Annotated in this window: 28 protein-coding genes; 20 read left to right on the forward strand and 8 right to left on the reverse strand. The window is 67.0% G+C overall.

The window, feature by feature from the left end; translation table 11 throughout:
* Positions 1-52 precede the first annotated feature (52 nt).
* The 3 genes from NA10_RS15665 (at position 53) to NA10_RS38165 (ending at position 2,369) form a co-directional block, all read left to right on the forward strand.
* On the forward strand, positions 53-1,051 hold the full coding sequence (locus NA10_RS15665) for a TerD family protein (protein ID WP_067568576.1): 999 nt from the start codon (positions 53-55) through the stop codon (positions 1,049-1,051).
* Positions 1,052-1,398: 347 nt separating this feature from the next.
* Positions 1,399-2,109, forward strand: coding sequence for a GTP-binding protein (locus tag NA10_RS38160; protein ID WP_218021527.1), 711 nt, complete (start codon positions 1,399-1,401; stop codon positions 2,107-2,109).
* Positions 2,013-2,369 (forward strand): hypothetical protein, encoded by a 357-nt coding sequence (locus NA10_RS38165; RefSeq protein WP_218021528.1) that lies wholly within the window; start codon positions 2,013-2,015, stop codon positions 2,367-2,369. The genes NA10_RS38160 and NA10_RS38165 overlap by 97 nt, the downstream gene beginning before the upstream one ends.
* Here NA10_RS38165 and NA10_RS15675 read toward each other — a convergent pair.
* Positions 2,342-3,166, reverse strand: a complete 825-nt coding sequence (locus NA10_RS15675; RefSeq protein WP_067568667.1) for a GNAT family N-acetyltransferase — start codon at positions 3,164-3,166, stop codon at positions 2,342-2,344. The two genes, NA10_RS38165 and NA10_RS15675, sit on opposite strands and share 28 nt — an antisense overlap.
* Positions 3,167-3,267: 101 nt before the next feature.
* On the opposite strand from NA10_RS15675, the gene NA10_RS15680 reads away from it, so the two are divergent.
* The 12 genes from NA10_RS15680 to NA10_RS15730 all read left to right on the forward strand — a co-directional run bounded on the left by NA10_RS15680 (position 3,268) and on the right by NA10_RS15730 (position 13,453).
* Positions 3,268-3,915: an HAD family hydrolase gene (locus NA10_RS15680; RefSeq protein ID WP_067568577.1), complete on the forward strand. Its 648-nt coding sequence runs from the start codon at positions 3,268-3,270 to the stop codon at positions 3,913-3,915.
* Positions 3,916-4,011: 96 nt separating this feature from the next.
* Positions 4,012-5,166, forward strand: coding sequence for an ABC transporter substrate-binding protein (locus tag NA10_RS15685; RefSeq protein WP_067568578.1), 1,155 nt, complete (start codon positions 4,012-4,014; stop codon positions 5,164-5,166).
* Between the two features lie 5 nt (positions 5,167-5,171).
* Positions 5,172-7,007, forward strand: coding sequence for an ABC transporter permease (locus tag NA10_RS15690; RefSeq protein WP_067568579.1), 1,836 nt, complete (start codon positions 5,172-5,174; stop codon positions 7,005-7,007).
* Positions 6,988-7,902, forward strand: a complete 915-nt coding sequence (locus tag NA10_RS15695; protein ID WP_067568580.1) for an ABC transporter ATP-binding protein — start codon at positions 6,988-6,990, stop codon at positions 7,900-7,902. The genes NA10_RS15690 and NA10_RS15695 overlap by 20 nt, the downstream gene beginning before the upstream one ends.
* On the forward strand, positions 7,895-8,671 hold the full coding sequence (locus tag NA10_RS15700) for an ABC transporter ATP-binding protein (protein ID WP_067568581.1): 777 nt from the start codon (positions 7,895-7,897) through the stop codon (positions 8,669-8,671). Before NA10_RS15695 ends, NA10_RS15700 begins: the two co-directional genes overlap by 8 nt.
* Complete coding sequence (locus tag NA10_RS15705; protein WP_157556535.1) at positions 8,668-8,973, forward strand: hypothetical protein; 306 nt, start codon at positions 8,668-8,670, stop codon at positions 8,971-8,973. Before NA10_RS15700 ends, NA10_RS15705 begins: the two co-directional genes overlap by 4 nt.
* Positions 8,970-9,980, forward strand: coding sequence for a putative FMN-dependent luciferase-like monooxygenase (locus tag NA10_RS15710; RefSeq protein WP_067568583.1), 1,011 nt, complete (start codon positions 8,970-8,972; stop codon positions 9,978-9,980). The genes NA10_RS15705 and NA10_RS15710 overlap by 4 nt, the downstream gene beginning before the upstream one ends.
* On the forward strand, positions 9,977-10,468 hold the full coding sequence (locus NA10_RS15715; protein WP_157556536.1) for a hypothetical protein: 492 nt from the start codon (positions 9,977-9,979) through the stop codon (positions 10,466-10,468). Before NA10_RS15710 ends, NA10_RS15715 begins: the two co-directional genes overlap by 4 nt.
* Complete coding sequence (locus NA10_RS15720; protein WP_084514743.1) at positions 10,461-11,093, forward strand: peroxidase-related enzyme; 633 nt, start codon at positions 10,461-10,463, stop codon at positions 11,091-11,093. The genes NA10_RS15715 and NA10_RS15720 overlap by 8 nt, the downstream gene beginning before the upstream one ends.
* Before the next feature lie 224 nt (positions 11,094-11,317).
* Positions 11,318-11,473: a hypothetical protein gene (locus NA10_RS36745; protein ID WP_157556537.1), complete on the forward strand. Its 156-nt coding sequence runs from the start codon at positions 11,318-11,320 to the stop codon at positions 11,471-11,473.
* Positions 11,474-11,765: 292 nt separating this feature from the next.
* Positions 11,766-12,398 carry a TetR/AcrR family transcriptional regulator gene (locus tag NA10_RS15725; protein WP_245677334.1) on the forward strand — a complete coding sequence of 211 codons (633 nt, stop codon included), beginning with the start codon at positions 11,766-11,768 and terminating at the stop codon, positions 12,396-12,398.
* 191 nt (positions 12,399-12,589) lie between these two features.
* On the forward strand, positions 12,590-13,453 hold the full coding sequence (locus tag NA10_RS15730) for an alpha/beta fold hydrolase (protein WP_067568586.1): 864 nt from the start codon (positions 12,590-12,592) through the stop codon (positions 13,451-13,453).
* Positions 13,454-13,483: 30 nt separating this feature from the next.
* Here NA10_RS15730 and NA10_RS15735 read toward each other — a convergent pair whose 3' ends face one another.
* Positions 13,484-15,541, reverse strand: coding sequence for a prolyl oligopeptidase family serine peptidase (locus NA10_RS15735; RefSeq protein ID WP_067568587.1), 2,058 nt, complete (start codon positions 15,539-15,541; stop codon positions 13,484-13,486).
* Between the two features lie 82 nt (positions 15,542-15,623).
* On the opposite strand from NA10_RS15735, the gene NA10_RS15740 reads away from it, so the two are divergent.
* Together NA10_RS15740 and lpdA are read left to right on the forward strand one after the other, a co-directional pair.
* Positions 15,624-16,595, forward strand: coding sequence for a dipeptidase (locus tag NA10_RS15740; RefSeq protein ID WP_084514746.1), 972 nt, complete (start codon positions 15,624-15,626; stop codon positions 16,593-16,595).
* Between the two features lie 73 nt (positions 16,596-16,668).
* Positions 16,669-18,072 (forward strand): dihydrolipoyl dehydrogenase, encoded by a 1,404-nt coding sequence (gene lpdA, locus NA10_RS15745; RefSeq protein ID WP_067568589.1) that lies wholly within the window; start codon positions 16,669-16,671, stop codon positions 18,070-18,072.
* 159 nt (positions 18,073-18,231) lie between these two features.
* On the opposite strand, the gene NA10_RS15750 is transcribed toward lpdA, so the two are convergent.
* Both NA10_RS15750 and NA10_RS15755 read right to left on the reverse strand, forming a co-directional pair.
* A complete protein-coding gene (locus NA10_RS15750) occupies positions 18,232-18,705 on the reverse strand; it encodes a nucleoside deaminase (RefSeq protein WP_067568590.1) in 474 nt (157 codons plus the stop codon).
* A 49-nt stretch (positions 18,706-18,754) separates the two neighbouring features.
* The gene (locus tag NA10_RS15755; RefSeq protein ID WP_067568591.1) at positions 18,755-19,144 is read right to left on the reverse strand and encodes a winged helix-turn-helix transcriptional regulator; all 390 of its coding nucleotides are present in this window, start codon (positions 19,142-19,144) and stop codon (positions 18,755-18,757) included.
* A gap of 121 nt (positions 19,145-19,265) precedes the next feature.
* Here NA10_RS15755 and NA10_RS15760 point away from each other — a divergent pair, with 121 nt between their 5' ends.
* Positions 19,266-20,111 (forward strand): SDR family oxidoreductase, encoded by an 846-nt coding sequence (locus NA10_RS15760; protein WP_067568592.1) that lies wholly within the window; start codon positions 19,266-19,268, stop codon positions 20,109-20,111.
* A 52-nt stretch (positions 20,112-20,163) separates the two neighbouring features.
* Here NA10_RS15760 and NA10_RS15765 read toward each other — a convergent pair whose 3' ends face one another.
* The 4 genes from NA10_RS15765 to NA10_RS15780 form a co-directional block, all read right to left on the reverse strand.
* Positions 20,164-20,667, reverse strand: a complete 504-nt coding sequence (locus NA10_RS15765) for an aggregation-promoting factor C-terminal-like domain-containing protein (protein ID WP_067568593.1) — start codon at positions 20,665-20,667, stop codon at positions 20,164-20,166.
* 143 nt (positions 20,668-20,810) lie between these two features.
* Positions 20,811-22,331, reverse strand: coding sequence for an RNA polymerase sigma factor (locus tag NA10_RS38660; RefSeq protein WP_067568594.1), 1,521 nt, complete (start codon positions 22,329-22,331; stop codon positions 20,811-20,813).
* Positions 22,332-22,337: 6 nt separating this feature from the next.
* Complete coding sequence (locus tag NA10_RS15775; protein ID WP_067568595.1) at positions 22,338-22,694, reverse strand: YciI family protein; 357 nt, start codon at positions 22,692-22,694, stop codon at positions 22,338-22,340.
* Positions 22,695-22,777: 83 nt separating this feature from the next.
* On the reverse strand, positions 22,778-23,155 hold the full coding sequence (locus NA10_RS15780; RefSeq protein WP_067568596.1) for a VOC family protein: 378 nt from the start codon (positions 23,153-23,155) through the stop codon (positions 22,778-22,780).
* Positions 23,156-23,272: 117 nt separating this feature from the next.
* Here NA10_RS15780 and NA10_RS15785 point away from each other — a divergent pair, with 117 nt between their 5' ends.
* Positions 23,273-24,040: a TetR/AcrR family transcriptional regulator gene (locus NA10_RS15785; RefSeq protein ID WP_067568597.1), complete on the forward strand. Its 768-nt coding sequence runs from the start codon at positions 23,273-23,275 to the stop codon at positions 24,038-24,040.
* A gap of 197 nt (positions 24,041-24,237) precedes the next feature.
* A complete protein-coding gene (locus NA10_RS15790; protein ID WP_067568598.1) occupies positions 24,238-24,879 on the forward strand; it encodes a GNAT family N-acetyltransferase in 642 nt (213 codons plus the stop codon).
* The last annotated feature ends 19 nt before the right edge of the window (positions 24,880-24,898 follow it).

A 24,898-nucleotide genomic window follows, 5' to 3' on the forward strand; every position in this document is an offset into this window, starting at 1 on the left:
CGGAGTGAATATTCGCTCGCGGGTTCCGTCCGGGTGCTGCGAGGATCGTTGGATGGGTGGGGATCTCGAAGAGCTGATCATTCGTCGCACGTGCCGTCTGCCCGCGGTCGAAGGGCCGGCGGGCGAGGGAGCGACGGCGGCGCGGCAACCGGATACGCGCTACCCGATCGCCCCGGAGTTGGTGGATCTGGTGCGGGAGATGATCGATCTCGAGATCACCCGACGTCTGCCGGTCGGTGGCCGCCTGGTCGTCGATCCCGACATCCTGGAGGTCGCGCTGCCCCTGAGCGGTAAGGGAATCGGCGGTGGCTTCGGCGTTTTGCCGCGCGGTTCCATTACCCGGGTGGAGGGTGAGCTCCTGCGCTTCTTCGTGTACTGGAAGGAGCGGGCGCGGCGCACCGACTTCGATCTCTCCGCGGTAATGCTGGACGGCACGTTCAAGGCGTGCGGGTGGCTGTCGTACACCAATCTCACCGCGATGGGCGGTGTGCACTCCGGTGATATCACCGAAGCGCCGAACGGTGCGTCGGAGTTCATCGATATCCGGCTCGACGGTGTACCGGCGCAGATGGTGCTGCCGCAGGTGAATGTCTACTCCGGGGAGGGCTTCGAGGAGGTCCTCGAATCGTTCTTCGGCTATATGGCGCGCGATGCGTATCAGCGTGGTCAGCCGTTCGAGCCGCGGACGGTGCGGGCGAAGTCGGAGTTGCGCGGTGCGGGCCGAATCGCCCTGCCGCTGGTGTTCTTCCGGGGCGCGGACGGCTGGCGGGTGAAATGGTTGCACCTGTACCTGTCCGGTGCGCCGGACTTCAATCGGGTGGAGTCCAATCATGTGACCGCCTCGATGCTGGCGCGCGCGGTGGTCGAGCGGGAGTACCTGCACGTCGGCTATCTGGTCGGCCTGATGTCGGCCGGTACGGAGTCGGCGCTGTGGGACGGCGGCCCGATCACCGAGCCGGTGACCTTCATCGGCCTGTCCCGGCCCGAGGGATTGCCCGCCGGTTCGCAGGTCATCACGCCGGAAAATCTGAGTGACTTGATCCCCGCCTGACTGTTACGGTGGCACGCGGTGAGGCCATGGAGATGCTTCCTTCTACTCTCTCTCAAAGAATCCAGTGTCTCCGCTTTCCTCACCGCTCAACGTTTTTCGCACCGCACGGGTGCGAGCCAGGGAAGGGAGCCGGATATGCGTGTCACGCGCATCGTCGCTGCCCGCCCTCGCTTCGAGGTGATCCTGGTGTCCTCGCCGGCTCGGTGCCGGCTGCGCGGCCGGTACTGAGTTACCCGGGCGACCCCGCTGTATTTCCTGTCGTTCGGGAATCGCGCTGTTCTGTTGACAAGACCAGCACGAAGGACCAAAGACCGTGCGTACCAATACTTTCCGACAGTCTCTCGACCATGTCCGCAATCTCGGCATTCTCGCGCACGTGGACGCGGGCAAGACGACGGTCCGAGCGGATGCTCTTCCTCGCCGATATGACGCATAGGACCGGTGAGGTGCACGACGGCACGACCGTCACCGATTTCGATCCGCAGGAGCGCGAGCGCGGGATCACCATCTTCGCGGCGGCGGTGGCGTGTGAGTGGAACGGTCATCGGTTCACGGTGATCGATACCCCCGGGCACGTGGACTTCTCCGATGAGGTCGAGCGGTCGCTGCGCGTACTCGACGGTGCGATAGCGGTTTTCGATGTTGTTGCGGGCGTGGAGTCGCAGAGTGAATCGGTCTGGCGGCGGGCGGACCGGTATGGCGTACCGCGGATCGCGTTCGTGAACAAGATGGATCGGGTCGGAGCCGACTTCGGGGCGGCGGTCGATTCGATCCGGGATCGATTGCATCCGGCGGGAGTCCCGATTCAGCTGCCGATCGGCATGGCGGACGGGTTCACCGGCGTGGTGGAACTTGTTCGCATGCGGGCACTCACGTGGGCGGCGGGTACGTCGACGGCCGGTGTGATTCCGGACGGGCTCGCCGAGCTGCTCGCCAGGCGCGTGTCGAGCTGGAAGAAGCTGTGGCCGAACGTCATTCGGCCGCACTCGATGAGTTCTCCGCGCGCTCGGGGCTCTCCGGCGCGACGCTCGCGCGGGCGCTGCGCGACCTCACCCTGACCGGTGCGGTGGTGCCGGTGCTGTGCGGTGCGGCGTACCGGAATATCGGTGTCGAGCCGGTGCTGGACGCTGTCGTGGACTATCTGCCCTCGCCGCTGGATCGGCCTCCGGTGCGCGGTGACGGCTTCGAGTTGGCGGCGGATCCGGCGGAATCGCTTGCGGCACTGGTGTTCAAGGTAGCGACTGCGCGAGCAGTTGCGACCCATTGCCGCACACCGGATTCCGGAGTGAATCACTTCACCAGGATGGCTCGGGTGTAGAGCAGGGAGAAGCCGCGGCGCTGGGCGTTCTGCTGGGATTTGGAGCCGGGCTGGGTGGTGATGGTGGCGATATCGCAGCCCGCCGCGGCGGCGATGGTGAGGCGGTAGGACAGCAGTGCGGATTGGATGCCTTGTCTGCGGTGGGCGGGAAGGGTGGTGGCGCCGGTGAGTTGGGCTATCCCCTGGGAGATGCGCATGCTCGCGACGCCCGCTATGGCATCGCGGCGGATGGCGGCATAGCGCTGTACTCCGGCGGCGGCGGTGAGGTCGCGCATGGCGTCGGCGAGGATCTCGCGCGGGAACTGCTCGTGCGAGACGACGCCCTGGGTGTCCGGATGTGCGAATCCGTCGGTGACGATATCGAGCCAGACCTCGAATTCCGCTGCCCCACTGGGCCTTATCTCGATGTCCTGTGCGGTGCTGGGTTCCAGCGGTGCGGTCAGGTCGAGTCCGAGGACATTCTCGTAGGAGATGAGCCGATATCCGCGCCCGGTGAGGAGTTCGGCGATTCCGGGATCGCCGAGGTGCGCGAGTTCGACCTGAACCGGGGCGTCACGGACGGCGTACTGCTTCTCCAACGACTCGAATTCGGCCGTCTCGGGGACGCCGTCGAAACCGAGTCCGGCGATCTTGTTGAGCGGGGAGCCCATGGCGGCGAAGGAGGCCACACCGCCGCCGATGGGGATGACGAATCCCGCTTCGTCGCCGAGGCGGTCGGCGGCGGCCGCACTGCCGGTGGTGATCAATTCCGTCTCGACCCGCTCGATGCGCGCGCCGAGCTCGACGCTACAGAACAGGGGACCGCGCTCGCTTGCCATGCGACCGAGCCTAGTTCGCCGGTCAACGCCTTTTCGGAGCCGAAAAAGCGGCGCTGTGTCGCGAACCGTAGGGTCGTGGCGTGGCCTTTGATCAAGTGGGCGGTGGCCCGAACGGACTGGTCGTCGGGTTCGACCTGGATATGACGCTGATCGATTCCCGCCCCGGCATTGCCGCGGTCTGGGACGCGGTCGCCGCCGAGACCGGGGTGCCGATCGACTCCGAGCTGGTGGTGTCCCGGTTGGGTCCGCCGCTGGCGGTGGAGGCGGCCGAATGGTTCCCGGAGGCGCGGGTGCCCGATGTGGTGGCGCTGTACCGCAGGCTGTATCCGGGATTGGCGATCACGCCGAGCGATGACCTGCCCGGGGTGGTGGAGTCCCTGGCGGCCGTGCACGCGGCGGGCGGCAAGGTGCTGGTGATCACGGCCAAGAACGGTCCGCACGCGCGGCTGCATCTCGATCATCTCGGCCTCGAGGTCGATGATCTGGTGGGCGGCGCATGGGCCGAGGAGAAGGGTGTGGTGCTGCGCGAGCACGGCGCGTCCATCTATGTCGGTGATCATCTCGGTGATGTGCGCGCGGCCAAGGTCGCCGATGCGGTGTCGGTCGCGGTGACCACCGGTCCCTATGCGGCCGAGGAGCTTTCGGCCGAGGGCGCGGATGTGGTGCTGGCCGATCTCACCGAGTTCCCGGCCTGGTTGCGGGCCCACTTGGATTCATCCCATCTTTGATTTCACGCTGATTAGAATGGTGTTCGCGCACCGCTGACCTCGATACCTTTGCGCTTCCACGCCCGGCAGCGGCGTCGGTGAGTGCAGAGGAATCAGATGAGCGAGCAGTGGTCCGGGTCGCGTCGGCTTCGGGTTGTGGTGGGTGTCGCGTCCGCGGCCATGGTGGCGGGGTTGGTGTCCGCGTGTGGGGGATCCGCCGAGAACAGCGGTGACACGGTGTACTTCGGTGTCTCCGGGCCGAAGTCCGGGACGTCGGCGGAATACGGGCGGCTCTGGCAGCAGGGCTTCGACCTGGCCCTGGACGAGATCAACGCCGCGGGCGGCATCAATGGCAAGAAGGTCGAATTGAAGTGGGAGGATTCGCAATCCGACCCGAAGCAGACCGTGCCGATCGCCACCAAGTTCGTCGGCGACAAGTCCATTATCGCCGAGCTCGGCGACTTCTCCTCGCCCGCGTCGATCGCCGCGTCGCCGGTGTACAACCGGGGCAAGCTGGTGCAGTACGGCTTCACCAATTCGGCGGTGGATTTCACCAAGGGCGGCGACTATTCGTGGAGTCCGTCCATCACCACGGACGTGTACCAGGAGCGCAATGCGCAGTGGGTGCTGGCCAAGGCCAAGAAGGTTTCCGTGGTCTACCTCGAAACCGACTGGGGTAAGCAGTCTTTCAAGTTCTTCGAGCAGTTCGCGCGGGAGAAGGGCATCGAGATCGCCTACTCCTCGGCGATCCTGCCGGATTCGCAGGACTTCCGGCCGGTGCTGATCAAGGGCCGCGATGCGAATCCGGAGGCGTTCGTGCACCTGGGTTACGGCCCGGACGGCGCGCTGATCGTCAAACAGTTGCGTGATGTCGGGTACGACGGTCCGTTCTTCGGCGGTCAGAACACCCCGCAGTTCATTCAGCTGGCGGGCACCTCCGCCGAGGGCGACATTGTGAACGGCATCTACTCGCCGTCGGATACCACGCCGAAGGTGCAGAGCTTCACGACCAAGTTCCGGGATAAGTTCAAGACCGATCCGGGCGATTTCAACGTGTACGCCTATGACGCGCTCAATGTGCTGGTGAAGGCCGCGAAGTACGGCGGCGCCACCCGCGAGGGCGTGCTGAAGGGGCTGCGCGAGGTCAAGGATTTCGACGGAATCGGCTTGGGCACCTTCGCATTCGACCAGCAGACGCGACGGCCGAGCGGAGTCAAGCCGATCGAACTGGTGTTGAAGAACGGCTCATTCGTGCCGACCGGCAATAAGTAGCCGGGATGTTCGACACGCTCATCGCGGGTCTGGTGCACGGCAATGCGTACGCGCTCGTCGCCGTGGGCATCACCCTCATCTTCGGGGTCGGCAATGTCATCAACTTCGCGCACGGTGCGATTTTCGCGTTCGGTTCGGTGCTGGGCTGGTGGCTGATCGCCCAGCACGGGGTGCCGCTGTGGGCGGCGCTCATCGCGGTGGTCGGCGTGACGGCGCTGGTCGGGGTCGGCATCGATGTGCTGGCGGTGCGTCCGCTGCGGCGCGCCCCGGCCATCGCGGCCCTGTTGGCCACGGTGGCCGTCGGCCTGATCATCGAGAACGTGGTGGCGCTGGTGTTCGGGCCGGATACCCGGCCGTTCCCGCAGGTGCTGTCCACCAATAACTTTCAGGTCGGCGGGGTGCGGTTCGGCACTTCCGATGTGGTCATGTTCGGCATTACCGTCTTGGTGATGGCCGGGCTGTGGGCCTTCCTGCGCTTCGGCCGCTACGGTCTCGCCATTCGCGCCACCGCGCAGGATCCCGATGCCGCCGCGCAAATGGGCATCAGCGTCGGGCGGATTCAATCGCTGGCGTTCGCCATCGCGTCCGGGCTGGGCGGGCTGGCGGGTATCTTCGTCGGGCTGTACAACTCGAATATCTCCCCGACCAGCGGCGGAGTCGTCGGTATGACCGGATTCGTCGCGGCCACCATCGGTGGGCTGGGGTCGATTCCCGGTGCGGTGCTTGGTGGTTTCGTGCTCGGCCTGGTGGAGGCGTTCGGCGTCTACACCTTCGGTGACGGTTACCGGGATCTGATCACCTTCGGCCTGCTGGTGGTGTTCCTGGTGCTGCGCCCCGGTGGCCTGCTGGCGCGGCCGCCCGCCATCGAATCCGAGCCGTTGACCGGGACCTTCCTGGGTTCCGGGCGGCAGTGGAATATCCGATGGTGGCAGGCGCTGATCGCGTTCTCCGTGGTGGGACTGCTCATTCCGGCTGTCTCGAACGACTACGGCATTTCGGTGGGCACGCAGATCGTGGCGTACGCCATCATCGCGGTGTCGATGACGCTGGTCGCCGGATCGGCGGGGCAATTGGCCATCGGTCAGGCCGGGCCGATCGCCATCGGCGCGTATACCTCCGCGGTGCTGACGGTTTCGCACGGCTGGGCCTTCCTGCCCGCGATTATCGTGGCGGGAATCGTCGCGGCCGTGGTGTCCTCGGTGCTCGCCGCGCCGCTCTGGCGACTCGGCGGGCATTACGTGGCCATCGCCACCCTGGGCATCGGCATTGTGACGGTGGCGTTGATCCGCAATTGGGAATCGGTGACGCGCGGGAGCTACGGGATCTTCGGGATTCCGGCGCCCGAACTGTTCGGCTTCGAATTCACCACGCACACACAGATTTTCCAGCTGGAGCTGGTGGTATTGGGTATCACCCTGGCCGTGATTCTCGGGGTGCAGCGCTCGCGCTTGGGCACCGCCATCCGGGCCATCGGCGCGGACGAGGTGGCGGCGCGTTCGGCCGGTGTGCCGGTGCGCGATTACAAGGCGCTGGCCTTCGCGCTGGCGGCGTTCTTCTCCGGAATCGGCGGTGCGCTGCTGGCGCACCAGTATTCGTATATCGATCCGACGGTATTCAATCTGCCGATGTCATTGCTGGTGGTGACGATTCTGGTGCTCGGCGGGACCGCATCGCCCTACGGTGCGGTACTCGGCGCGGCGGTGCTGATCGGGGTTCCGGAGGCGTTGCGGCTCGCGCCGGAACTGCGAATCGTGCTCTACGGCTTGGTTTTGCTGCTGGTCGTGCGGTTCCGGCCGCAGGGCATTCTGGTGAGGAGGGAACGTGTCCGAGTCACAGCCTGAGCCGGTCTTGACGGTCAAGGGTCTGCGACGTTCGTTCGGTGGTGTGAAAGCTGTGGATGGATTCGAAATCGCCATCGCGGCGGGCGAATTCGTCTCGATCATCGGACCCAATGGTTCCGGGAAATCGACCACGGTCAATCTGATCTCCGGGGTGCTGAAGCCGGACGGCGGCGAGATTCTGGTGCGGGGCAGGCGGATTCGCGCCGGACGCCCGGAGGCGGCGGCCGCGGCGGGGATCGCGCGCACCTTCCAGAACGGCCGGGTGTTCGGCAATATGACCGTCCGCGAGAATGTGGATGTCGGTTTGCAGACCACCCTGCGGGCGTCGCGCCCGCTGCGTGCGCTGGCGGGAATTCCCCTGCTGCGCTGGGTCTCGCTGCTCGCGGAGCTGTTCGTCGCGCTCGTCCCGACGCGGGCCGTGCGCGCCGAGCGCGTGGACTCGTCCGCGCGCATCGATGCGCAGATCACCCGCTTTCAGGAGCGGCTCGGCCCGCGCGTCGACGATCCCGCGTACACGCTCTCGTACGCCAACCGCAGGCGGACCGAGATCGCGCGCGCCCTCGCGCTCGAACCCGATCTACTGCTCCTGGATGAACCCGCGGCCGGGATGAATCAGACCGAAACCGCCGAAATCGGCAGGCAACTCGCCGAATTGAAGGCGCAGGGCCACACGGTCCTGCTGGTCGAACACAAGATGGACCTGGTGCACGATCTGTCCGACCGCGTCCTGGTACTGGACGAGGGCCGGGTCATCGCGGAGGGCACCCCCGATGAGGTGCTCCTGGATCCGCGCGTGATCGAGGCGTACCTCGGCCGCAGCCGGGCCGGGCGGACAGCCGAATCCGCGGCGGTGGCCGGTACGCCGGTCGAGGAGAAGGTGACCGCCGATGCCTGACGCCGATATCTCCGGCGCGCGTACGAGTTTCGACGCGAGCGCCGAACCCATTCTCGAATTCGACCGGGTGGTGGTGCATTACGGGGCGTCGCGCGCCTTGAACGAAGTGTCGCTGCGGGTTCGACCGGGTGAGATCGTTTCCCTGCTGGGCGGCAATGCCTCCGGGAAATCGACGACCATGAAGACGGCGCTCGGACTGCTGAAGCCCAGCTCCGGCGCGGTGCGCATCGACGGCGTGGAGGTGAGCGGTACCCCGCCGTCCACGCGCATCAGGGCGGGGCTGGCCTCGGTTCCGGAGGCGCGCCGGGTATTTCCCGCCATGACCGTCCAGGAGAACCTCTTCGTCGGAGGCTATATCCGCAAGGAACGCCGCTCGATCCTGGCGGCGCGCGCCGCGGAAATGTTCGAGCACTTCCCGCGCCTGGCCGAACGCCGAGGTCAACGGGCGGGCACGCTGTCGGGCGGAGAGCAGCAGATGCTGGCCTTCGCACGCGCGCTCATGAGCAAGCCGCGGCTCATCTGCATGGACGAGCCCACCATGGGCCTGTCGCCGAAGTTCGTGGACCGGGTGCTCGACGAAATCGCCCGGCTCAACCGGGAATTGGGCCTGGCGATCTTGATCGTCGAACAGCAGGCCGAACTGGCGCTGAGTATCGCGCACACCGCGAATGTGCTGCGCACCGGTGAGATCGTGCTGCACGGGCCCGCCGATGAACTCATCGGCGATCCGGCCGTCCGCGATGCCTACCTGGGAAAGGCGACCGTATGAAGCGCCCTTCGGCGGCGTGCGATCGCATCGCGAGGAGGTCCACGGTCGCGTGCCCGATCACCCGGATGGGCAAGCGCACCCACTCGCGCGCGGTCATCAACGCGCGCCCGGTCACCGGCACCGGTCCGCGCCCGGTCACCGGCACCGGTCCGCGCCCGGTCACCGGCCCGTATGTGGTCACCGGCCCGTACGCGGTCACCCGCACGTACGCGGTCACAAGCACGTACGCGGTCACCCGCACGCACGCGGTCACCCCGGCGTGCGGGGACGATCTCGCGCACTCAAGGCAGGAGGCGGTATGACACGGCAGCGGCTCGGTTTGTTCACTCGGCTGGTGCGCTCCGATGAGTCCGAGGATTCGGCCACCGTCTACCGGCACGCGCTGGAGCAGTTCGATCTGGCCGAGCGGCTCGGATATGACGCGGCCTGGGTGGCGCAGCATCACCTGGATCCGGCGGAGGGCGGGCTGCCGTCGCCTTTCGTGTTTCTGGCGCACGCGGCCGCGCGGAATCCGCGGCTGCGCCTCGGCACCGCGATTGTCACGCTAGCCCTGGAGGATCCGATCCGGGTCGCCGAGGATGCGGCGGTGCTCGATGTGCTCAGCGGCGGGCGGCTCGAAATCGGTGTCGGCGCGGGCGGTTCCAAGCACGCGTTCGAACTCTTCGACCTCGCCGGCACCGATCGGCAACAGGTGTACGCCGAGAAGCTGGCCGTGCTGACGGCGGCGCTGGGCGGTGCGCCGCTGGTGGGCGAGCGCGGGTTGAATCCACCGGCGGCCACGCTGCGGAATCGATTGTGGCAGGCCACCTTCTCCGCCGCGGGCGCGCATCGCGCGGGACTGGCCGGGGATGGACTGCTGCTGTCCAAGGCCCAGCCGCGCGATCCGGCGACGGCCGATGCCACGCTTTGGGAGATCCAGGAGCCGCTGGTCGCGGCGTATCTGGCCGCGCTCCCCGAGGGCGCCGCGCCTCGAATCGGTGCTTCCCGAGGCGTTTTCGTCGCCGACGACCATGACACCGCCTGGCGGCTCGCCGAGCGCGGTGCGGCCCGCTTCCTGGAGCAATTGCGCCGCAACGGCGGTCCCGAGGTCGGCGGCACCGTCGAAGAGGCGCTGCGGGACTCCTTCATCGGCACCCCCGGCGAGGTGGTCGCGAAACTCTCGGCCGACACCGCATTGCGGCGGTCCACCGATTTCATCGTGCAGGTGCATCCGGTCGATCCCGGCCACGAGGCGACCCTGCGCTCCATCGAACTCATTGCCACCAAGGTTGCGCCGCAACTGGGTTGGCGGGAAGGAATGAAGCAGTGACCGAGGCTCTACCGGCGGGGGGCGTCGCGACGCCGACCGCGACATTCGATGTGATCGACGAGGTGCTGGGCGCGCACGCGGAGCTGGTGCGCGGAATTCGGCGGCAGCGGCCCGAGGTCGTGCTGCACTCGCAGGAGGTGTACGCGGCCCTGCTCGACGGTCCGGCCACCGCCTCGGTGGGCCGCGAGCGGCTGATCGCGGCGGCCGTCGCCGTGGCCGAACTCGCCGGTGCGCCGACTTTGGCCGCGCACTATGCCGGACTGGGAACCATTCCGGCACAGGGGGATCCGGTGCTGGCGGCGATTCTGCGGCATGCGGCGCTGGTGAGCACCGCGCCCGCGACCGCCACCCGCGCCGATATCGACGCGCTGTCCGCCGCCGGGCTCTCCGAACGGGACATCGTGACGGTGGCGCAGCTCATCGGCTTCGTCCATTTCCAGGTCCGGCTGCTGGCCGGTCTCTCCCTGACCGGAGCGGAACATGAGTGAGGACACCACGACGGCGCCGCGGGTGAGCGAGGTTCGCAGTGTCGAACCGGACCGTCGCCCAGCGGGTTTCACCCAGGAGCAGCTGGATTGGGTGCCGTGGGTCGAGCCCATCCTGCTCGCCGAGGCGGATGCGACGCAGGCTCCGCTGCTGGCGGGGGATCGCGGTATCGGACCGTACTTCCGGGTGCTCGCCCGCAATGCCGAGGTACTCGCCCATCGCAGCGGCAATGACCGCGAGATCTTCTACGGGCAGGGCGGATTGTCCCGCGCCGAAAGGGAACTCGCCGCCACGGTGACCTCCCGCCACAATGGCTGCGAATACTGCGCCTCGGTGCATTCCCGGTTCACCTCGGCGCTGTCCAAGCGCGAAGCCGATGTGCAGCGGTTGCTGGACGAGGGCAATGGCGTGCGGATCGATGAAAGATGGGATGCCGTCATCGATTTCGTGGACGCGCTGGCCGCGAATCCGCCGCGCGCGCTGCCCGCGCATATCGATCGGCTCCGCGAGCATGGTTTCAGCGATCTCGAGATCGGCGATCTGGTGTTGTCCACGGCCTCGTTCTCCTGGGCCAATCGGCTTATGCTGACCCTCGGTGAGCCGGAGGTTCCCGCTGGTCGAGGGTGATCTAGGGTCCTATCGAAAAAATTCTAGATTTTTCCTTGAAAAGCTTCCGGAGGCGGGGTGCGGCTCGGTATGTTCCCGATGGCAAACAGTCAGTGACAGCACTGACCCTGTTCATCGATCGGAGCACCACCCATGACCGGCATCATCTCTGACGTTCTCGTGCAGACCATCCTGAAGCTCATCGCGACCGGCTCGGCGAGCGGTTCCGCCAAGTAGTCACGCGAGTGCCACCTTTCGGCTACTGCGCGGAAGTCGAGAAGGCGAGTGAGGGCCCGACCCCGGACGAGGGGATCGGGCCCTTCGCCATGTTCGGGGTGGGTGAGGCGTCCGCGACGGTGATGCGCTGGGTGTTCGCCGGGCCGGAAAAGTCCTCGAAATAAATCCTAAAAATCTCCTGCAAAAGTATTCCGTCCAGTTCGCCCGCTCTGTATCGTGTTGAACGGCAAACGATCAGTGACTTCCGGGCCAATGCGGCATCGGAATGCGATTCTCCCCCCGGATTCGCGTTCCGAACCCGGGGCGGTTCCCCTGCCTATATCCGCCGCTCCCAGGTGCGCCGTGGCGGTCCGAAGCACTGAGCCAACTTTCGGCTATCGCGCGGGATACCGAAGGTGCAAACGAAGGGCCCGATCCATGACGAGGGGATCGGGCCCTTCGGTATTGTCTGGCGCAATGTCTCAGGAAACGAACGCGGGAAGAATGTACGCCGGGCAGCCCGTAGAAGACCGGCAACGGCAGCGTCGTGCACGTTTTCTGGAGTCCGGGCTGACGGTATTCGCGCGAGACGGATACGCGAACAGCTCCGTCGGCGCCATCTGCAAGGACGCCGGACTCTCCTCGCGGCAGTTCTACGAGGAGTTCACCGGGCGCGAATCGCTATTGCTCGAGCTCTACGAGCAGATCGACCGCGAATCGCGGGAAGCCGTGGCGGCCACCATCGCCGATCACTCCGACGCCAATGCCATCGACATCATCGACGCCGCCGTACGCGCCTATATCGAGTCGATCGGGCGAGATCCGCGCAAGGCCCGGGTCGCGCTCGTCGAGGTCGTCGGCGCGGGGCCGAAGGTGGAGAAGTTCCGCCTGGAACTGCGCCGCGCCTGGGGCGCGCTGCTGGCCGGGGCCGCGGAGGATGCCGCGCTACACGGCGAAATCCCGCCCGGCGACTACGAAATGCGCGTGCTCGCCATTATCGGCGCGGTGAACTACGTGGTGGACGCGTGGAGCGGCTCCGAACCCCGGCAGCCCCTCGACGAGGTCATCAGCGTGCTCCGCCGCGTCATCATGGGCGCCGTCAGCGCCTGACCGTCCGAACCGCCCTCGGCCACAACGGCTTCACCATGCCGTTCGACGCCCGGGGGCGGTCTTCGTCGTGCTCTCGCACGTCGCCGGTGCGCCGTAGCGCTCCAATAGCGCGTCCGCCGATCCGAACCCGGCTGCGCGCCGCACAGGGCGGCTGCGGGTACACGGGAGGGGTAGACGGTAGCCTGCGGTCCGTGGAGACAGTGCCGATCCAGATGCCGGACGGGACGACCGTCACCGTGCGGCTGATTCCGGCGAAAGGCCCGCACCGGCATCCGATTACACCCGATACGCCACGACCGGTGGTGGTGATCGCGCCCGGGCTCGGGGTGCCGGGGGAGTACTACTCGCTCTTCGGAATCCCGCTCGCCGCACGCGGGTTCGATGTGGCGCTGCTGGAGATGCGCGGCAACGGCGACAGTCGCGCGGCGAATCGGGCCGCGCCCGGCGGGTACGGTTATCAGGAATTGGTGTCGGTGGATTTCCCGGCCATGTTCCAGGTTGTGCGCGAACGGTTTCCGGACAGCACGCCGTATCTGCTCGGGCACAGTATGGGCGGACAGCTGGGCATGCTCTACGCCTCGCGGATTCGGGGCCGCCTCGGCGGGCTCATTCTGGTCGCCTCCGGGACCCCCTATCACCGGGGCTATCGCGGACTCGCGGGAACCGGATTCCTGCTCGGCAGCGCGGCGATCTCGGTGACCGCCAACCTCGCCGGGCGCTGGGCGGGCGACACCGTCATCGCGGGCAGCTTCGGCCGCCAATCCCGGCTGCTCATCGAGGATTGGGCGCGGGTGGCCCGCACCGGCCGCTTCGCGCCCGCCGGTGCGGATATCGATTACGAGGAGCGCATCGCCCGGCTCAAACTGCCGGTGCTGTCCATCACCATGGCCGGTGACGACCTCACCCCGCCCGGATCGGCGAAGCATCTGCTCGAGAAGCTGCCCAATGCGGAGATCACCACCTGGCACAATCCGGTGCCGCACGGGCACAACGGCTGGATCAGTGATCCCGCCAACACCCTCGATCAGGTCGAGAAGTGGTTGCGGGACCACTGATTCGGCGCGTTCGGTGCCGGGCGGAACGCCTCAGAGGTCCTTCTCGATCAAGGTGCGGGTGAAGAACTCGTAAATGAGCGCGGCCTGGAAGGCGGACTGCTTATTGTCCGCGGCACCGCCGTGCCCGCCCTCGATATTCTCGTGGTACCAGATCGGGTGGCCCTGGGATTCCAAGAGCGCGGCCATCTTTCGCGCATGACCCGGGTGCACGCGATCATCGCGGGTGGAGGTGGTGAGCAGGATCGGCGGGTACTTACCCTGTGGATCGGTGTTCTGATACGGCGAGTACTTCGAGATGTACTCCCACTCCTGCGGCTTATCCGGATCGCCGTATTCGGCCACCCAGGAGGCCCCGGCCAGCAGCAGGTGATAGCGCTTCATATCCAGCAGCGGCACCTGGCAGACAATGGCCCCGAACAGCTCCGGATAGCGGGTGAGCATGACGCCCATGAGCAGCCCGCCATTGCTGCCGCCGACCGCGCCGAGCTGATCGTGGGTGGTGATACCGCGCGCCACCAGATCGCGGGCGATCGAGGAGAAATCCTCGTACACCTTGTGCCGGTTGGCCTTCTGCACGGAGGTGTGCCACTCCGGACCGTATTCCCCGCCACCGCGGATATTGGTCATCACCCAGGTGCCGCCGCGCTCCAGCCAGCCCATACCGGCCGCACCGCTGTAGGCGGGGGTGCGCGACACCTCGAAACCGCCGTAGCCGGACATGACCGTCGGGCCGGGGGTACCCAGCCGATCCCGGTGCCGCAGTACGAAATACGGGATCATGGTGCCGTCATCGGAGCGGGCGAAAAATTGTTCGGTCTGCACGCCGGCGGCGTCGAAGAATTCGGGTTCGCGCTTGAGCACCTCGGTGGGGCCGCCGACCGAACTCGACAGCAGGGTGGTCGGGCTGGTGAAACCGCTTGTGGAGAGCATGAATTCGTCACCGCCCTCCAGCGGGTCGAGATTCATGACGCTGGTGGTGGCCATGGGCGGGGCATCGGCGAGCGCCTCGCGGGTCCAGCCGTCCGGCCCCGGGGTGAGTACGTGCAGTTTGGTCTGCACATCCTGGAGCGTGATGAGCAGCAGATGGTTCTCGGTCCAGCCGTAGCCGTGCAGCGCGGTATGCGCGTCGGGGGTGAAGATCACCTCGAAATCGCGTGCGCCGGAGAGGAAGCGCTCGAAATCGATGGCGAGCAGCGCACCCGGGGGATGGGTGCGGCCATCGATCTCCCACGGCGATTTGAGCTGGATCAGCAGCCAGTCCTTGAACCAGGATTCCGACGCGTCGGTGGGCACATCGAGATGCCGCAGCGTGCCGTCCGATTCCAGGAGGTAGACCTCCTCATTGAAGAAATCCGTGGCGCGGCCGACGAAATGCCTTTCGTAGCCGGGGGTTCGGTCATACCCGGCCGAGACGGCCACATCGGTGACCTGCCCTTCGAAAACGGTTTCGGCCGCGGCGAGCTGCGTTCCGCGCCGCCAGCGCTTGGCGATGCGCGGATAACCGGAATCGGTCAGTGAGTCCGGACCGAAATCCGTGCCCACGTACACGGTGTCGATATCGATCCAGCGAATCTCCGACTTGGCCTCCGGCAGCAGGAAGCCGCCGTTCTCGGGTTCGATGAAAACCTTTGCCTCGATATCGAATTCGCGCACCACCTTGGCGTCCGCGCCACCGCGCGAGAGGCTGATCAGCGCCCGCTGCTGTTCGGGCCGCAGCACCGCGGCCCCGCCCCACACCCAGTTCTCACCCTCGGCCTCGGCGAGCGCGTCCAGATCGATGAGCACCTCCCATTCCGGCTCATCCTTGGTGTACTCCGCGAAACTGGTGCGCCGCCACAGCCCCTTGGGATGTTCCCCGTCGCGCCAGTAGTTGTAGAGCCACCGTCCGCGCCGCCCCGGATAGGCGATGCGGGTATCGGTGTCGAGCATGTCCAGAATCCGGGATTCGAGCCCGCTGAAGCGCTCCGACGCGGCGAACCGCTCCAGCACCACCTCGTTATGCGCCCGCGCCCAATCCAGCGCCCGCTCACTGGTGACCTCTTCCAGCCACAGATACGGATCCGTCACGTCGTCGCCCACACCGGTCATGCCTACATTGTCGCCGAGGCTCCGCCCGCGCGGCGGCCGGTAGTGTTGCTGTTTCGCTGCCGCACCGTGAGGAGGTCTCCGATTGCTGTGGGAACAGCACTGCTGCCTGCCATTGCTGCCCTCGGCCGATATCGCGGAGTTGGCGCGGTATCCACTCGGGTCGTATCTGTCGGTCAATGTGGGGTATGCGCCGCAGTCGACTCGCGATTCGGTGCGGTTGATCGATCAGTTCCGGCGGGATGCGCTGGCGGATGGGCGATTTCGGCTGGTGGAGACGATCGCCGATGCGGTCGATCCGGATCCGGAGACCATCGCGCTGGCCTTCGATCTGGAGGATTCCGGGCCGCTCGGCGGTGAGCTGGACACCGTGCGGATGTTCTACGACCTGGGCGTGCGGTCGTTGCTGCCCAGCTATAACTACGCGAATGCGGCGGGCTGCGGATGCCTGGATTCGGTGGACACCGGTCTGACCGGGTACGGCCGCGATCTGATTCGCATGCTCAATGAGGTCGGTGTCTTCGCCGACGGCTCGCACTGTTCGGTGCGCACCGGACTGGACATCGCCGAGATCACCTCGGTGCCGATGATCTACAGCCATTCGAATTTCGCCGCGGTGTGGGCACATCCGCGCAATATCACCGATGATCAGGCGCGCGCGTGCGCCGCCACCGGCGGGGTCATCGGCATCAATGGCGTCGGAATCTTCCTGGGCCGCAACGAGCCCGGTGCGCGCGCCGAGCGGATCGAGGCCATGGCCGATCACATCGCCTACGGCGCGGGGCTGGTCGGTATCGAGCACATCGGCTTCAGCTCCGATTTCTCCTTCGACGGTGATGATTTCAATGCGGAGGTCGCCCGCAATCCGGACATCTTCTCCGCGGAGTTCACCCGCTGGGGTCCGCTGCAATGGACGCCGCCGGAGGATCTGCTCGGCGAATCCGAGGTCCCCGGGCTGGACGAAGTCCTCGCGAGGCGCGGCTTCTCCGCCGCCGATCGGGCCGCGGTCTTCCACGGCAATTTCGCGCGCGTCGCCCGCCAGGTCTGGCGGCACTAGCCTCTGATCAGCCGCTTCGAAACCGGGCAGGCTGGATGAGTGCGACCGGCGCGGCGGGGTTAGGCTCGCAGGCGTGACTTCCCACTACGATGTCGTCGTTCTCGGCGCTGGTCCCGGCGGTTACGTCGCCGCGATCCGTGCCGCTCAACTCGGCCTGCGAACAGCGATCGTCGAGCAGAAATACTGGGGTGGCGTGTGCCTGAACGTGGGCTGCATTCCTTCCAAGGCACTGCTCCGGAACGCGGAGCTGGCCCATATTTTCCACAAAGAGGCCAAGACCTTCGGTATTTCCGGTGAGGTGAGCTTCGACTTCGGCGCTGCGTTCGACCGCAGCCGCAAGGTGGCGGACGGCCGCGTCAAGGGCGTCCACTTCCTGATGAAGAAGAACAAGATCGACGAGTTCGACGGCACCGGTACGTTCACCGATGCCAAGACGATCTCGGTCGCGCTGACCAAGGGCGGCACCGAGACCATCACGTTCGACAATGTCATCATCGCCACCGGCACCGTCACCAAGCTGCTGCCGGGCACCTCGCTGTCCGCGAATGTGGTGACCTACGAGGAGCAGATCCTCACCCGCGATCTGCCGGGTTCGATCCTGGTGGTCGGCGCGGGCGCGATCGGCATGGAGTTCGCCTACGTTCTGAAGAACTACGGCGTGGATGTGCGGATCGTCGAATTCCTGGACCGCGCACTGCCGAACGAGGACGCCGACGTCTCCAAGGAGATCACCAAGGCGTACAAGAAGCTCGGCATCACCATCACCACCGGTGCGGCCGTGCAGTCCATCGACGACGACGGCTCCAAGGTGACCGTCGCCATCAAGGACAACAAGTCCGGCAATATCGAGACCGTCACCGTCGACAAGGTGCTGCAGGCCGTCGGCTTCGCACCGCGCATCGAGGGCTACGGCCTGGAGAACACCGGCGTGCAGCTGACCGATCGCGGCGCCATCGCCATCGACAATCAGATGCGCACCAACGTGCCCGGTATCTACGCCATCGGCGATGTCACCGCCAAGCTGCAGCTCGCGCATGTCGCCGAGGCGCAGGGCGTGGTGGCCGCGGAGACCATCGCGGGCGCGGAGACGCTGCCCATCGACGACTACCGCATGATGCCGCGCGCCACCTTCTGCCAGCCGCAGGTTGCCAGCTTCGGTCTCACCGAGCAGCAGGCCCGCGACGAGGGCTATGACGTGAAGGTCGCCACCTTCCCGTTCACCGCCAACGGCAAGGCGCACGGTCTGGGTGATCCGAACGGTTTCGTGAAGCTCATCTCCGACGCCAAGTACGGCGAGCTCATCGGCGGCCATCTGATCGGCCCCGACGTCTCCGAACTGCTGCCCGAGCTGACCCTGGCCCAGAAGTGGGATCTCACGGTCAATGAGCTGGCCCGCAATGTGCACACCCATCCGACGCTGAGCGAAGCGCTCCAGGAGGCCATCCACGGCCTTGCCGGGCACATGATCAACTTCTGATCGGTTCGCCTGCGGGACAAATCAATTCGGCCCGGTACCAGCGAAAGTCGCTGATACCGGGCCGTTTTCGATCGCGGAGGGTGGATCCGGCCAAAAGCACGCGCTGAAAGACTGATTCAGAGTAGGCACCCCGTTGGCCTGTCCTACTCCATCAAAGGATCAGGCACCCAGGTGCAGGCGCTTGTGGAGGGCGTAGACCCGGTCGGTCAGCTCCGGGAATGGACCGGTGACCGGGATATTCGGGGCGACCTGGCGGATGGGCAGCGGACTCACCGGACCCGAGGGCACGCCGAATTCATTGAGCCAGGCGGTGAGCTGCTCGGTCGAGGCGGCGTAGACGATGCGGCCCAAGCCCACCCAGGCGTGGGCGGCCGAGCACATGGGGCAGTGCTCGCCGGAGGTGTAGACGGTGGCGGTGGCCCGGTCGGCGGGGGCCAGGTGCTCGGCGGCCCAGCGGGCGAGCTCGAATTCCGGATGCCGGGTGTCATCGCCGCCGGAGACCCGATTGCGATCCTCCGCGAGGACGGTCCCGTCGGCCCCCACCAGTACCGACCCGAATGGTTCATCGCCCGCGGCGAGGGCCTGCGCCGCCAGTTCGACGCAGCGTTCGAGGTAGTTCAAATCGGTGGGCACGGGCGCACTCCTTCGTGGATGGTGTTGCCGCACAGGCGATCTCGACGGGTCAGGCGCGATGGTAGTCGTGCTGGGCCGAGACGATGGCGTCGATATTGGCCTCGAGGATGCCGATGAGCCCGATGAGCTGGTCGGCGACGCGTTCACCGAGCGGGGTGAGGGTGTACTCGACGTGCGGGGGGATGGATTGCTGGACTTCGCGGTGGATCATGCCGTCGCGTTCCAGATTCTGCAGGGTCTGCGAGAGCATGCGTTCGCTGATGCCGTCTACGCGGCGGCGTAGGGCGCTGAAGCGGTAGGGGCCGTCGCGCAGGGCCGCGAGGGCGAGGGCGCCCCAGCGGCTGGCCACATTCTGCAGCACCGGCCGGGAGGCGCAGTTCCGGGCGAAGACGTCGGCCTCCAGGGTGGGGTCGACGGTCTCCGGGTCGGGCGTGCTCATGGTTCGAGATTACCTAACCTTTCGGGTTGCGGTGTGGGAATAGCATGTGCTTACTATTAGTTAGTACATATCGATAACGCAGTTCATTCCCTCGGATACCCCGAACACCCTGGAGGAAGTCATGACCGTCGCAGTCACCGGAGCAAGTGGTCAGCTGGGTCGCCTCACCATCGAGGCGCTGCTGCGGGAGGGCGCCACCCCGGTGGCCGTCGTCCGCGATGCCTCGAAGGTCGCCGATCTGGCCGAGCGCGGGGTCGAGGTGCGTGAGGCGGGCTATGACGATCCCGCCGCCCTGGATCGCGCCTTCGCGGGCGTCGATCGGGTGCTGCTGGTCTCGGGCAATGAGTTCGGCAGCCGAGTCGCCCAGCACACCAATGTGATTCGCGCCGCCGAGCGCGCGGGTGTGGAGCTGCTGGCCTACACCAGCATTCCGAACGTCGACCGCAATGAGCTGATCCTGGCGCAGGAGCACCGCGGCACCGAGGCCGTGCTGGACCAGGCGTCGGTGCCGGTGGTACGGCTGCGCAACGACTGGTACTGGGAGAACTACCTCAGTGCGCTGCCCGCGGCCGTCGAGTCCGGGGTGCTGTACGGCGCGGCGGGCCAGGGCCGGGTGGCGGGCGCGGCCCGCGCGGATTACGCCGAGGCCGCCGCCAAGGTGCTGACCACGGACGGCCACGGCGGCCGGGCATATGAGCTGGGCGGTCAGCGGCACACCTATGCCGAACTGGCGCAGGCGATTTCGGAGGCATCCGGGAAGCCGGTGCGCTACCAGGATCTGCCGCAGGCCGACTATGCCGCGGCGCTGGCGAGCAATGGCGTCCCCGCCGAATACGCCGCGGTGCTCGCGGACGCGGATGCCGGTATCGCACAGGGCATTCTCGATGTCGACAGCGGCGATCTGGAGAAATTGCTCGGCCGTCCGGCCACCCCGGCCGTCGAGGTGTTCCGCGCGGCACTGAACTGAGACACGCGGGGTCGAGCTGAGCGCGAGTACGCGCTCAGCGCACGATTCACGCTCAGTACCAGTGGTTCTGCTGCCAGAACGCCCAGGCGGCGTTCGGGCTGCCGTAGCGCTCGCACATATAGCGGTAGGCCCAGCGCAGCTGCGTCACCGGATTGATCGGCCAGTCGAAGCCGGATTCGCTCATCTTGTGCGCGGGCAGCGCCTGCGCCAGTCCGTACGCGCCGGAACTGGGATTGACGGCGAAGGTTCGCCAGCTGCTCTCATGGGTGATGATCTGGTCGAAGGACGCGAACTGGTCGAGCGGGACGATGGTGAGCGCGATCGCCTTCAGCGCCGGTTCGGGATAGATGCCCGACGGGTCGGCGATCAATCCGGTGATGGTGGACGAGGCGAACTCGGTGAGCTGGGGCAGCACCGCCATCAGTGCGGAATCGCCGGCTCCGATGGGGGCCGCGGGGGGCGTTTTGCCCGCGTCCGCGTGTGCGGCCGGGCTGCCGACGCCGAGAAGTATCGGCGCGACCGAAATCGCGATAATTCCGAGCGTTTTCGCAATCACGACTATCGGACCAAGGGTGCAATAGGGGGTAAACCGTACGCGGTCCGCACGATTCGGTGGGGGACCCGGCGCGGTGCGTCGCGCACGGATTTCCGCTGATCCGAGGCGGAACCGGCGACCCGGACGCTACCGCCGCGCGCGGATCATCGCGAGGGCGGCGTTCCGAGCCGCTCCGCCCGATCCCGCAGGAGCGCCCGCTCGGTGCCGTTCGCGGTGAGTTCGGCCGCGCGCAGCAGTGCCGCGCGCGCCTCCGGAATGCGATCCAGCCGGGACAGCAGGTCCCCGCGCACCGCGTGCAGCAGGTGATAGCCGTCCAGCGCACCGGATTGCGCCGCCTTGTCGGCCAATTCGAGTCCGGCGGCCGGACCGTGCAGCATGGCTACGGCCACCGCGCGATTCAACTCCACGATGGGTGAGGGAAACCGTTCGGCGAGAACGGAATACAGTCCAGCGATGCGCCGCCAATCGGTATCGGCGGCGGTCGGGGCCATGGCGTGCACCGCGGCGATGGCCGCTTGCAGGGTGTAGCGCCCGGGTTCCCGGCCCCGAGTGCGATTGCGGGCGTGCGCGCGTCCCAGGGCCGCGAACCCGCGCCGGATATACAGGCGATTCCAGTGCGCGCGATCCTGATCGGCAAGCAGCACCAGTTCATTGGCGTCATTGCTGCGGGCGCGCAGCCGCGACGCTTGCAATTCCAGCAGTGCGGCGAGCCCGTGCGCCTCGGCTTCGTCGGGCAGCAGCCCGGCCACTATGCGCGCCAATCGCAGGGCGTCCTCGCATAATTCGGCGCGCACCCAACGGTCCCCGGCGGTCGCGGTGTAACCCTCGTTGAAGATCAGATAGATCACTTCGAGCACCGAGTCCAGTCGCGCGGCCAGTTCCGCTCCGCGCGGCACCTCGTACCCGATGCCCTTGGCGGCGATGGTCCGTTTGGCGCGCACGATCCGTTGCGCCACAGTCGCTTCGGGTACCACGTAGGCGCGTGCGATCTCCGTGGTCGCGAGGCCGCCGACCATGCGCAGGGTGAGGGCCGCCCGTGCGGGCGGGGTGAGCACCGGATGACACGCGGTGAAGATCATCCGCAACAGATCGTCGCTGACCTCCGCGCCGTCACCCGGCCCGCCGGATCTCGTTGCCTCGGAGCCCGCCGTACCGGGGCCTCCCGCCCCGGGGTTCCCCCCGCCGGAGGCTCCCGGCCCCGGGCCGGTTCTGCCCGGGCCCCCGAGGTCGAAGCCCGGCACCCCCGCGCCCAGCGTGCCGGAGCTCAGTGCGACCGACTCCGCCGAATCGGCGTGCTGTTCGCCGTTTTCGTCGATCCGGAGTTGGTGGCCGAGCAGCGCCAATTTGCGCGCGAAGGTGGCGTCGCGCCGAATCCGGTCGATGGCACGGTGTTTCGCCGTCGACATGAGCCATCCGCCCGGATTCGGCGGCACCCCCTCGCGTGGCCACTGTTCCAGCGCGGCGACCAGCGCGTCCTGCGCCAACTCCTCGGCCGTTCCGATATCACCGGCCAGCCGCGTCAAGCCCGCGACCAGCCGCGGCCACTCGATGCGCCAGGCCGCCTCGACGGCCCGGCGTGCGCGCTGCTCGGGAGATCGGATGTCCCGGCGCGTTCCGTCGCCCGGCGGGTCGGCCGGGCGAGCGTATGGTTCGAGTGGCCGCATGCGGCCTCAGCCCTGATCGTCGAGCTGGCGTACCTCGACCTCGATCTCCCACTCCGGCCCGTGCACCCGCAGGAACCGCGAGGCCCATTCCACCGCTTCGGCATTGGAACGGGTCTGCAGCAGGCAGTAGCCGCCGATGACCTCCTTGGTTTCGGTGAACGGCCCGTCGATGACGGTCTGCTTCCCGCCGGACTGCCGCACCCGGGTGCCCTCCTCGGTCGGGCGCAGGCCCGCGGTGTCCAGCAGGACCCCGGCCTTGGTCATCTCCTCGATGAGGGTGTTCATATCCGCCATCAGCTGTTCGTCCGGGCCGCCCGCGGGGGCCTGGGAGGGGTCGAGCCGGATCAGCACCATGTGTCGCATTGTTCGATCCTGTCCTTCCATTCGGTGGGCCGCCTGTCGACCCTCACCTACTCCTCGAATGGGCGGGGCGGGAATCGACACGACTAGACCCATTTGACGAGTTGAATCACGATTCCATTGGGATCCAGGGTCTGGAAGTACCGCTCACCCCAGGGTTCGGTCTCGATCGGGGTGACAATCGGGACGCCTTCGGCCTGGATGCGCGCGTACTCGGTGTCGATGTCCTCGACGGTGAAGACGACCAGGACGCCCTGTCCGGCGCTGCCGGAGATGTTCGCCGGTTTGAACGATGCCAGCCCGGTGCGCAGGTAGATGACATTGATTCCGGCGTCCGGCCGGGTCAGCGAGACGAAGCCGTCGGCGGACATGTCCTCGGTGAAACCGAAGTGGTCGATCAGGAATCGCGCCGACGCGACCGGGTCCGGCACGTTCAGGGACAGGGCGGATGCGGTGATCTTCATGGGTTCTCCTTGCGCCAATAAATTCTGTACTAAGTACGCTGTACTTCGTACGGAAATTCCCGACGGCGCGCATTGTGATGCGTGTCACAGCTATACGATTCGCCGTGGAGGTGACGCATGGGCGCACGAGAACGCAGTGGTGCCGGGAACCCGGCGCGGACGCTGGAACTGCTGTGGCGCGAGCCCGCACAGAGCGGAACCGCGCGCGGGCCCAAACCGCGCACCACCGTCGACGCGGTGGTGACGGCCGCCCTCGAGATCGCAGACAGCGAGGGCCTGTCCGCGCTCACCATGCGCTCGGTCGCCGCGAAGCTCGGCCTGACGCCGATGGCGACCTACACCTATGTGCCCGGCAAGGCCGAACTGCTGGATCTCATGCTCGACACCGTCTATCAGCGGATGCCGCGCGCGGACCTCACCGGAATGTCATGGCGGGAAAAGGTTTCCGTCATCGCCGCTGAGAATCGCGCACTGCTGCTCGCGCATCCGTGGGTCGCCTACCTGCCGACCACCCGGCCGCCCCTCGGCCCGGGCGTCGCCGCCAAATACGACCATGAGCTCCAGGCTTTCGACGGTCTCGGCCTGGGCGATATCGAGATGGACGCCGCCCTGACCTACCTGCTCGGCTTCGTCACCTCGGTGGCCCGCATAGCCATCGACACCGCGCGGGCGGCCGCGGACAGCGGCGAATCCGATCATGAATGGTGGCAGCGCGCCGCCCCGCTCCTCGAATGCGTCTTCTCGCCCGACCGCTACCCCCTGGCGGCCAGGGTGGGCGCGTCCGCCGGTCAGGCACACGACAGCGCCTACAACGCCGACCACGCGTACACCTTCGGCCTGGCCCGCACCCTGGACGGCCTGGCCGCCATAATCGAACCTTCCTAGCGTCGAACGGAATTCGCGCCCCGGGTCCGGGCCCCGGACTGCCGATCACCGGGAACTGACGCGGATGCGCCCAGATCACCGACGTGAGTTCCCGATGATCGCGCGTTCAGCCGGATGTGGGGCGTGCGGTGCGGCGGGACGAGTGGTGATCGACGTTTCGCGCGACAGCGGTCGTGTTGGGGGGCAGAATTTCTGTTATGCCGCGCTCCATTCCGGCAATCGTTGCCGCCGAGGTCTTCACCGGATCCGCGCAGCCGGTGATTCCGGCGGGTGAGGATCTGGTGTTGCGGCCGTGGCTGCGGCGCGACGCCCCCGAAGTGTACCAGGCTTTTCAGGATCCGGCCATTCAGCGCTGGCATCGCCGCACCGCCGAAACGGTCGAGGAGGCGGAGGAGTGGGTTGCCATGTGGGCCCGGGCCTGGAGTGCCGGGGCGGATGCGAATTGGGCTGTCACCGACGGTGGTTCGGGGCATGTGGTCGGCCGGGTGTCACTGTCCCGGATCGAGTGCGGGGACGGTAAGGCCACCGTGGCGTACTGGGTGACGCCGGCGGCACGGGGGCGATCGGTGGCCTCGCGCGCTTTGGCGGCGGTGACGGCGTGGGCGTTCGAGGAGGTCGGCTTCCATCGTCTGGAACTGGTGCATTCGCTGCATAATTCGCCCTCCTGCCGGGTTGCGGTCAAGGCCGGATTCGGGCTGGAGGGGGTGCATCGCAGTGCCACGCTGCATGCGGACGGCTGGCACGACATGCATTTGCACGCGCGGGTGCGGGGCGATCACTCGCCCGAAACGGTGCCGTTCGCCATGATCGCGCGCGCCCGCCATCGCGCGGAGCCCTAGCGGACCGCGCGATGGGCGC

Origin of the sequence: Nocardia acidivorans NBRC 108247, assembly GCF_001625085.1 — a bacterium.
In the GTDB taxonomy this organism is placed as follows: Bacteria; Actinomycetota; Actinomycetes; order Mycobacteriales; family Mycobacteriaceae; genus Nocardia; species Nocardia acidivorans.